Origin of the sequence: uncultured Campylobacter sp. (assembly GCF_938030685.1) — a bacterium.
Classification (GTDB): Bacteria; Campylobacterota; Campylobacteria; order Campylobacterales; family Campylobacteraceae; genus Campylobacter_B.
In genome coordinates, this window is the sequence record NZ_CALHHX010000190.1 from 1 (window position 1) to 9,852 (window position 9,852).

At 52.0% G+C, this 9,852-nt stretch carries 8 protein-coding genes and 1 pseudogene; 1 reads left to right on the forward strand and 8 read right to left on the reverse strand.

Going from position 1 to position 9,852, the window contains the following annotated elements; translation table 11 throughout:
* The 8 genes and pseudogenes from Q0369_RS08875 to ileS all read right to left on the reverse strand — a co-directional run.
* Positions 1-530 (reverse strand): ThiF family adenylyltransferase (locus Q0369_RS08875; RefSeq protein ID WP_298098825.1); only part of this gene is annotated, 530 nt, incomplete at its 3' end.
* The gene (locus Q0369_RS08880; RefSeq protein ID WP_367178993.1) at positions 527-1,384 is read right to left on the reverse strand and encodes a carbon-nitrogen hydrolase family protein; all 858 of its coding nucleotides are present in this window, start codon (positions 1,382-1,384) and stop codon (positions 527-529) included. The genes Q0369_RS08875 and Q0369_RS08880, both read right to left, overlap by 4 nt.
* 63 nt (positions 1,385-1,447) lie before the next feature.
* Positions 1,448-1,696: pseudogene (locus Q0369_RS11235) on the reverse strand (carbon-nitrogen hydrolase family protein); the annotation flags it as partial.
* 9 nt (positions 1,697-1,705) lie between these two features.
* The gene (gene xseB / locus Q0369_RS08885; RefSeq protein WP_005872361.1) at positions 1,706-1,891 is read right to left on the reverse strand and encodes an exodeoxyribonuclease VII small subunit; all 186 of its coding nucleotides are present in this window, start codon (positions 1,889-1,891) and stop codon (positions 1,706-1,708) included.
* On the reverse strand, positions 1,881-2,987 hold the full coding sequence (locus Q0369_RS08890; RefSeq protein WP_298098831.1) for a homoserine O-acetyltransferase: 1,107 nt from the start codon (positions 2,985-2,987) through the stop codon (positions 1,881-1,883). Before Q0369_RS08890 ends, xseB begins: the two co-directional genes overlap by 11 nt.
* Positions 2,984-4,435 (reverse strand): IMP dehydrogenase, encoded by a 1,452-nt coding sequence (gene guaB, locus Q0369_RS08895; RefSeq protein ID WP_298098834.1) that lies wholly within the window; start codon positions 4,433-4,435, stop codon positions 2,984-2,986. The genes Q0369_RS08890 and guaB overlap by 4 nt, the downstream gene beginning before the upstream one ends.
* Positions 4,436-4,437: 2 nt before the next feature.
* Positions 4,438-5,796 (reverse strand): Asp-tRNA(Asn)/Glu-tRNA(Gln) amidotransferase subunit GatA, encoded by a 1,359-nt coding sequence (gene gatA / locus Q0369_RS08900; protein WP_298098837.1) that lies wholly within the window; start codon positions 5,794-5,796, stop codon positions 4,438-4,440.
* A gap of 96 nt (positions 5,797-5,892) precedes the next feature.
* Entirely contained in the window at positions 5,893-8,652 is a 2,760-nt protein-coding gene (gene ileS / locus Q0369_RS08905; RefSeq protein WP_298098840.1) for an isoleucine--tRNA ligase, read from the reverse strand.
* 118 nt (positions 8,653-8,770) lie between these two features.
* Here ileS and Q0369_RS08910 point away from each other — a divergent pair.
* The coding region (locus Q0369_RS08910; protein WP_298098843.1) for a CinA family protein at positions 8,771-9,852 on the forward strand (1,082 nt) is incomplete at its 3' end.

Below are 9,852 nucleotides of genomic sequence, written 5' to 3' on the forward strand. Positions count from 1 at the left end.
GCAGCCGTTATGCCCGCAGGCGTCGCGTTTAGGCTCGGGAAAAATTTAAAATCCGCATTCTGCACGAAGCAGACTTGGCACTGCCAGCTATCTACCGACGCAAACACCCACGGCACACCTATTTGCTTGGCAAAGGCATCGATCTGCGCGCGCGTGGCGAGATTGTCGGTCGCATCCAAAATCAGATCAAATTTCTCGCCCGAGTCTATCGCGCTAGCGAAAAATTCCTCCGCGCGGCTCTTATGCACCTCCACACTCACGCCGTCATAGCGGCTTTCCGTGCGGCTTTTAAAGACGTCCGCTTTAAATTTACCCTCGTCTTCGAGCGTGAATAAAATTTGCCTGTGGATGTTGTGAAGTGCCACCGTGTCGAAATCCACGACGCTGATCCGTCCGATGCCGCTTGCGCCGAGTGCGTAAGAAAGGCTGCTCCCAAGCCCACCCGCGCCGATGATCAGGATACGCTTGTCCGCAAGCGCGCGCTGCGTCTGCTCGCCCCAAAGCTGGATCTGTCTGTGAAAGTAGTTCATAAAAGCCCCCTGCTGACTAGATTTTTGCGGAATTTCCACAGCCCGCGCGCCGCAGCGATCTCGTCCGCGTCCACTTCGCACATCAGCACGCCCTCTTCGTTTTTCAGCTCGTTTGCGATCTCGCCGCCGGGGGTTACGACGAAGCTCTCGCCGTAAAATTTAAACTCGCTTTCGCCGAATTTCGCCTCGCCGATGCGGTTGGCGCGGATGACGTAGAGCGAGTTCGTAAACGCGCGCATCTTCAAAAGCTCGCGCCAGCGTCCGCCGCTTTCGAAGGTCGAGGCGCACGGCACGAGCACGCAGCCGACGTTTTTCTGCATAAAATAACGCCAAAACACGTCAAAATGCGCCTCAAAGCCGAAGCAGACGCCGAATTTCACGCCGCCCTCGCTAAAGATCATCGGCGAAATTTTACCGATTTTGCGGCTTTTGCGGTTGGCGAAAAAGCCCTCCTCGTTCCAGTGCGGATAGTCCATCAGGATATTTTGATCGTAAAATTTCACCTCCGAGGGCGAAAATTTCGCGCAGGATTTCACCCAGATGGGCTCGTTTTCGCTCGCGCAAAAGATCTCCTCTTCGCTCGCGTCTTTTTGACTTTCTTCGGAATTTAGAGCATTTGAGGTCTTGGAGGCGCTTTTTAAATTTGCGGCTTTGAAATTTAAAGATTTTGCGCCGCAGGAGTTTAAAGCGCCTTTGGAATTTAAGCCGTCGTTGGAACCCTGCTCGTTTTTGGAATTTAAAGCGCCTTTGGAATTTGAACCATCGTTGGAATTTAAATCGCTCTTGGAATTTAGCTCGCCTTTGCAACCAGGCTCGCTTTTAAGGCTTAAAGAATTTTCGCCGCTAGAGCTCACGCTTTTTTGAGCCGCGCCGCCGAAAATGCCCGCTCGCCTCAGAATTGCGCCACTTGCGGTTCTGATTATCGGCGCTACGATATGCAGGTCGTATTTGGCAGCCAGCCGCGCCATCAGCTCCTGCTTATGCTCGCTCTGTTCGCACGCGATGGAGCGGGGCATCTTTTTAAGCTCGCTAAAGAAGGAATTTAGCTCATATTCGCCCAGCAGCACGATCCGTGCGCCGTTATCTTTGGCGACCTTCATATAGTAATCGATCCGATTTTCGCTCATCGAAAGCGTCGGTAGTTGCAAAACGCATACGTTTATCATCGTCGCCTCCTAAGCCTGCTCGGGTGCGTTTATTTCGGCAACCTCGAGTTTGGCGTTTTCTAAAATTTCCTTCGCCTCTTTTAGCAGCGCGACGCCCTGTTTATACAGCTTCACGCTCTCCTCCAAGCTCAGATCCTTGTCGTTTAGGCTCTTTAAAAGCGCGTTAATCTTCTCCATTTTTTCTTCAAAACTCATCCAAAATCCTTTTTATGATGTAATCAAATTTTTCTATCTCGACCAAAAACGCGTCGTGTCCGTAGTCGCTGTCGATCTGCGCATAGCTCGCGCGATCTTTTTTCCCTAGATCGCTCATCGCATCGTAAATTTCTTTCATTAGCCCCGGCGGAAAGAGTACGTCGCCTTTGAAAGAGATGAGGTGCAGGCGCGATCTGATCTGCGCGCAGGCGTTTTTGAGATCGCCGTAGTGGCGCGTGCAATCAAATATATTCATCATCTTGGCGATGTAGAGATAGCACAGCGGATCGAACCTGCGCGCGAAATTTTCGCCGTTGTATTCAAGGTAGCGATCCACCTGAAAGCGCCCGTTGATCTCGTAAAGACCGTCGGTTTCAACGTAGTTGCGCCCAAATTTATCCTGCATCGAGCTTGGGCTTAAAAAACTTATATGCCCCGCCATGCGCCCCACCGCCATGCCGTCAAGCCCGCGCTCGGCGATCAGATTTTTATCGTAGTTGCCGTTTTTAAAATTTGGGTCGCGCAAGATGGCCTCGGTTGCGATCTTATTAAACGCGATCGCCCAAGGCTGCGTAGCGTATGTGCTTGCGAGTACGAAAATTTCATCCGCAAATTCGGGGTATTCGATCGCATAGCACAGCGCCTGCATGCCGCCCAGGCTGCCGCCGATAACGGCGCGGGCGCGCGAAATACCGAGGCGCTTTAAAAGCATCATCTGCGCGCGCACGACGTCTGAGACGACCACTACCGGAAAGCGCAAGCGGTACTCGCGGCCGCTGCTTTCATCGACGTCGAGCGGGCAGGTAGAGCCGAAAGGCGAAGCCAGGATGTTTATGCAGATGACGAAAAATTTCGTCGTATCGACCGCTTTATGATCGCCGATGAGCCCGTCCCACCAGCCGGGCTTAACGTCGCCCTCGTAGAGCCCCGCAGCGTGCGCGGAGCCGGTTAGGGCGTGGCATATGACGATAGCGTTTGATTTGTCCGGATTTAGCTCGCCGTAGGTTTCATAGGCGAGCTTGAAGTTGGAAAAGACGCGGCCGCTCTCCAGATAGAGCGGCTCGTCAAAATTTTGAATTTTACTTTGAAGGATCACTGATTGACTCGGTAATTCGGCGCTTCCTGCGTAATGATGACGTCGTGGACGTGGCTTTCTTTAAGACCTGCGCTCGTGATCTCGACGAATTCCGCCTTTTGCTGAAAGGTCGCGATATCCTTGCTGCCGCAGTATCCCATCGAGCTTCGCAAGCCGCCTAGCAGCTGAAAGATCACGTCTTTTAGCATGCCCGCGTAAGGTACGCGCCCCTCGACGCCCTCGGGCACGAGCTTTTCTTTTGCGGTGCCGTCTTGAAAGTAGCGATCCGAGCTACCCTTATGCATCGCCGCTAAGGAACCCATGCCGCGGTAGGTTTTGTACTGGCGGCCCTGAAACGTAATGAGCTCGCCCGGGGTTTCGTAGCAGCCCGCAAGCAGGCTTCCCATCATCACCGAGCTTGCGCCCGCGGCTAGGGCTTTGGCGATGTCGCCCGAGTATTTGATGCCGCCGTCTGCGATGATCGGAATTCCAAATTTAGCCGCCTCGATCGCGCAATCGTTGATCGCGGTAAACTGCGGCACGCCTACGCCCGCTACGATGCGCGTAGTGCAGATCGAGCCCGGGCCGATACCTACTTTAATCGCGTCCGCTCCCGCGTTTGCGATATCCTTTATGCTAGCGGGGTTTGCGACGTTTCCTACTACTACGTCGACGTCAAAATTTCGCTTCAGCTCCTTAAGCGTGTCGATAATGCCTTTGGAGTGTCCGTGCGCAGAGTCCATCACAAGCGCATCAACACCCGCTTTTACGAGCGCTTCGGCTCTTTGCAGATGGCCTACGCTGATTGCCGCGGCGACGCGAAGGCGGCCGAATTTGTCTTTATTAGCGCTTGGATATTCGATGCGCTTTTTAAGGTCTTTAATCGTAATAAGCCCCTCTAAGTGGCCGTTTGCGTCGATTATCGGAAGCTTTTCTACCTTATTGTTTCTAAAAATTTTCTCCGCATCATCAAGCGTGCAGCCCTTTGGAGCGGTAATTAGCGGAGCTTTAGTCATCTTTTCGCCCACGAGCGCGGCGGTATCGGTTTCAAAGCGCAGATCGCGATTGGTTAAAATTCCAATCAGCACGCCGTTGTCGTCGATAACGGGAATGCCGCTGATGTGATACTCGCCCATCAGATCGAGAGCGTCTTTGATCGTGGCGTCCGCCTTGATCGAGATGGGGTCTATAATGACGCCGCTTTCGCTCTTTTTTACGCGGCGAACCATCTTGGCTTGGGAGTCCTCGTCCATATTTTTATGGATTACGCCGATGCCGCCGAGGCGCGCCATCATTATCGCGGTGCGGTACTCGGTGACCGTATCCATCGCAGCACTCACGAGAGGGGTATTTAGCGTGATATTCTTTGTAAAACTCGTGCTGATATCGACCTCTTTGGGTAAAATTTCAGAGTATTGCGGTACCAACAAAACATCCTCGAAGGTCAGAGCCTTTTTGACGATCTTCATACTTATCCTTTCACGATTTTTTCTAAACTCAAGCCGCCGTCCAGCACCGTTTGTTCGTCGTAGGCGCGCCCGATGAGCTGCGCGCTGATATTAAGAGCCTCTTTGTTTTTCGCTACCGGCACGGAGATTGCGGGAAGCCCCGCTAAATTTACGCCGATCGTGTAGATGTCGCTAAGATACGCACGCAGCGGGTCGTTAAGCTCGCCGAATTTATATGCCACGCCCGGCGCGATCGGCATAAAGATCAAATCGGCGTCTTTTAAAATTTCCTCATATTCGCTTTTGATGAATGCCCTTGCCTTCTGCGCTTTGATGTAATACGCGTCGTAGTAGCCGCTGCTTAGCACGAAGGTGCCTAGAAGCATGCGGCGCTTGACCTCGTCGCCGAAGCCTTCGCCGCGAGTGTTGGCGTAGAGCTCTTTTAAATTTAGAGCCTTTGCGCGGTTGCCGTAGCGCACGCCGTCGTAGCGGCTTAAATTTGCGCTAGCCTCGGCGGTTGCGATGATGTAGTAGGTCGCGATGTCGTATTTGGAGCTACAAAGATCGCGGTAAACGATCTCGTGTCCGAAGGATTTTAGCTTTTCTATAGTTAAATTTAGAGCCTCTTTGACCTGCTGCGAGGCCTCGTCCACGTAGTTTTTTATAACGGCGATCTTAAGCTTGCGATCAGCGTTTAGCTTATCCGCGGTGCTTTCGTAAGCGCCCGTGTAGCTCGTGCTGTCCATCTCGTCGCGCCCTGCGATGATGTCATATAAAATCGCCGCATCCTCGACGCTGCGCGTGATCGGTCCTATCTGATCGAGGCTGCTTGAATACGCCGCGAGCCCGTAGCGGCTGGCCCTGCCGTAGCTCGGCTTAAAGCCTACGCAGCCGCAAAATGCCGCCGGCTGGCGGATAGAGCCGCCCGTATCGCTTCCGAGTGCGGCTATGGCGATATTTGCCGCTACGGCAGCCGCGCTTCCGCCGCTACTGCCGCCGGGTACGCGCGAGTGATCGGTCGGATTGAGAGTTTTGCCGTAGAATGAGCTCTCAGTCGTGCTTCCCATCGCAAACTCATCCATATTCGTCCGCCCAAATGGCGCCAAACCGCGCTCGCGTAGCTTTTTGATCACCGTTGCGTCGTATGGCGCGACGTAGCCTTGCAAAATTTTGCTCGCCGAGGTGACGCTCCAATCTTTCACCTGAATGTTATCTTTGATCGCGATCGGCACGCCCTCGCCGCTGACGTTTAGAGCCTCGCCCGTGAGCTGCTCGACGTAGGCGCCGAGCTCTTTGGTTTTTAAAATTTTATCCTTTAGCTCCGCTCTAAGCGCCGAAATTTCATCCGCGCTCAGCTTTAGAGCCTCTTTCAAACTTATCATCTGCCATCCTTAAATTTATTCACGAAATAGATTCCCACGCCCGTTGCTACGCAGATCAGCGCGATCGTAAAAAATACGAAGCCGAGACTTATGGGGCTAGCGAGCATGCATGACCTTCGCGCAGCGCGGGCAGAGCTCATCAGGCTCTTTTGCGTTAAATTTCCAGCATCTCGGGCATTTATGTTTAGAGGATTTTACGAGGCGGAAAATTTCGTCGTTTATCTTAAACTCCGCCAGAGCTTCTCCGCTTTGCAGAGTGTCCACGTCGCTTACCATGAACCAATCCGCCACGCCTAGGATGTCGTTTGATAAAATTTCGTTCGAGCTCGTCTGCAAAACCAACTCAAGCGTCGATTTGATGATCTTATCCTTTTTAAGCCCGTCGATAAGCTCGAAAAATTTCTCCCTCGATTTGATTAAAATTTCGTCAAATTCTAGAAAATCGTCAAATTCTATCGGCTTGTAAATCAAGTCGAAAGCGTCTTCCTTGCCCTCTTTGATGATACTCGGCGCAAACTGCATCGCTTCGTCGATCGTGTAGGTTAGCGTAGGCGCGATCAGAGGCAGCAGCGCTCGCGTGATCAGAGCGATCGCGCTTTGCGCGCTTCTGCGGCGCGGCTCGTCAGGTGCGTCGCAGTAGAGCCTATCTTTGCAGATATCAAGATAGATGCCGCTCAGATCGGCGCTTAAGAAATTTAGCAAGGCGTTGAAGCCCTTTGAAAAATCGTAGTTTCTAAACGCTGCTTCCGCACTCGCAAAGGCGTTTGCCGCGCGCGTTAGGATCCAGTGATCAAGCCGCGTAAAATTACTCGTCTCGATCTCATTTAAATCGCTGGTGCTTGCGAGTAGAAATCTTATAGTATTGCGGATCTTGCGGTATTGCTCGCTTACCTGCTTTAGGATATTGTCGCTGATCTTTAGATCGGTCGAGTAATCGCTCATCGCGACCCAAAGGCGTAAAATTTCCACGCCGTGGCTCTTTGCGACCTCTTGCGGATAGACGACGTTTCCGACGGACTTACTCATCTTCTGACCCTTCTCATCGACGGTAAATCCGTGAGTGAGGATGCTCTTGTACGGCGCGCATTCGTTGATCGCGCAGCTTAGAAGCAGTGAGCTTTGAAACCAGCCGCGGTGTTGGTCGCTACCCTCAAGATACATATCCGCAGGGAATTTGCCCGCATCGTAGGCGCCGCTTTGCAGCACTGCTTTCCACGTAGAGCCGCTATCGAACCAAACGTCTAAGATGTCCATCACCTTTTCTAAATTTTCAGGCTTATAGCCGCTGTCCTGAGGCAAAAGCTCCGAAATTTCCATCTGCCACCAAGCATCCGCGCCCTTAGCCTTAAAAATTTCGTAGATATTATTTAAAATTTTCTCATCAAAAATCGGCTCTTTGGTGTTTTTATCGCGGAAAAACGCTATCGGCACGCCCCAGTCCCTCTGGCGCGAGATACACCAATCGGGGCGGTTTTCTATCATCGAGGTAAGGCGGTTGATGCCGCTTTGCGGATAAAATTTAACCTTGCCGATCTGCTCTAGCGCCACCTGACGCAGTGTCTTGCCGCTAGGCATTGGCTCGTCCATCGCGATAAACCACTGTTTCGTCGCGCGGTAGATTACCGGTTTGTGTGTGCGCCAACAGTGTGGATAGGAGTGGACGAATTTGCCGGATTTGATAAGCGCGGGGCCTAGAAGCTCTAAAATTTTCTCGTTCGCTTTGAAAATATGCATCCCCACGAGCTCATCTACGACGTCTGCGCGGAAGAGTTTTTTGGTTTTAAGTGTCTCGTCGAAACAGCCGCCCTCATCCACCGGCATAATCACCTCGATGCCATATTTAAGCCCTACGAAATAATCGTCCTCGCCGTGTCCGGGAGCCGTATGCACGAGCCCGGTGCCGCCGTCCATTAAAACGTGCTCGCCGAGGATAAATTTTGAAGCTCTATCGTTTAGCGGATTGATCGCGTTTAGGCCTTCAAGCTCGGTAGCTCTAAATTCCTTTACGATTTCGCCTTTGGTGATGCCCAGGCTTACGAGGCTTTCGACCAAAGGTTTTGCAAGGATCAAATTTTCGCTCGTCAGCGCGTAAATTTCATTCGGGTTCAAAGATATTGCGCCGTTTGCCGGCAGCGTCCAAGGCGTGGTCGTCCAGATGACCGCTTTAGCGCCCTTTGCGCCGATTTTAGCGCTCGCTTCACCACTTAGATCGAACGCCACGAAGATCGAGTAGTCCTCTTTGTCTTTGTATTCGACCTCGGCTTCTGCGAGCGCGCTTTTTGCCGCCCAGCTCCAAAACACGGGCTTACTTCGCTCGATTAAAATTCCTTTTTTAGCGATCTGGCAGAGCGCTTTGTAAATTTCAGCTTCAAACTCAAATTTTAGCGTCAAATACGGATCGTCCCAGTCGCCCAAAATCCCCATATCTTTAAATTCATTGCGCTGCACGTCGATAAACTCTTTGGCGTGCTGTCTGCAAAGCTCGCGGATCTGCACTTTTGAAAGCGATTTTTTCCGCTCGCCTAGTTTAATCTCTACTTGTTGCTCGATCGGTAAGCCGTGGCAGTCCCAGCCCGGCACGTAGCGGATCTCCTCGCCGAAGAAATAATGGGTTTTGGTGATGATGTCTTTTAAAATTTTATTCAGCGCGTGGCCGATGTGGAGGTGTCCGTTAGCGTACGGCGGGCCGTCGTGGATATTAAAGCTTACGCTTGCGCCCTTGCGTTTAGCCTTCATCTTTTCGTAAATTTTACGCTCATCGTACCATGCCTTAAACCGCGCAGGTTCGTTTTGCGGCAACGCGCCTCGCATCGCAAAGTCCGTCGTAGGAAGAAAGAGAGTATCTTTGTAGTCCATATTTGTACCTTTTCGTGTCTTAAAAAATTTGTGAAGTTTATCCAAAACGCCATTAAAAAGCTCTGAAAGAGCAGTCTGCGTTTATGCTATAATGTGCGAAAATTTAATGAGGGTCTTTATGAAAAATATCATCCTTGTAATCGGCGAGGAGATCCGTTACGACGCGGCTTTGATGAGTTATATTTCTCGCAGCTACGAACGTGTTTTTGGGCGGATCGACGATCTGAAATTCTTAAGCGAAAACGATAAGGTTTTGCCCTTCGCGCTTGAAAAGATGATCGATTCGTACGATTTTATCACGGTCTTTGCGGCAAACTCCGCCTACGCGGTCGTCGGTAAAATTTTATCGACGCTCTCTTTCGATTCGCTCGAGCTGAAAAATGGAGAAACCTTAGCGCCCTCGATGGCGCGCACGGTGGCGAAAAACAGCTTCCTGCTAAACGTCAGAGGCTGCTCGGTAAACGTGATCAAGGCGCTTTGCTTGCAGAGCCTGCCGCCGATCCTCCAAGACGCGCCGAACGCGGGCGAGAGCTTTTATCTATTTGATTGCGAATACGAAAGCGTAAAGCAGCGCTTAGAGAGCCTTGCGATTAGCTATAAAATTTCGCTTACGATCAGCAGGCCCTGCTCCTTTTTGCTGCTCGTGCGCGCCAGTGCGATGAAATTCGGAGCACTGGACGCGTTTTTACAAAGCGTCGGCAAGTATTATGAGAACTGCTACATCGAAGGCGGAGATTTTATGGGCTTCGTGGTGGATAGACTGCGCGAAATAGGCGCTAAGATCACCTTCGCAGAAAGCTGCACCGCAGGGCTCATCGCCGCAAAATTCGGCGCGGTTGCGGGCGTGAGCGATGTTTTTGACGGCTCGCTCGTAAGCTACGCCAACGAGATAAAAAATCTCTGGCTCAACGTAGGCGAAGATACGCTCGCTCGCTACGGCGCGGTAAGCGCGCAGACCGTGGGCGAGATGCTGGAGGGCGCGCTACAAAGCAGCGGGGCGAGCTTCGCTCTTGCGGTAAGCGGTATCGCGGGCCCCGGCGGCGGAAGCGCGCAAAAGCCCGTGGGAACGGTCTTTATCGGCGCGAAGGAGCAGGGCGGCAAACAGATCGTCGGGGAATTTCATCTAAAAGGCGATCGAAACTACATCCGCGAACAAAGCGCCGATATCGCTATCTGCTTGCTTTTGAAGCTTAGAAGCGA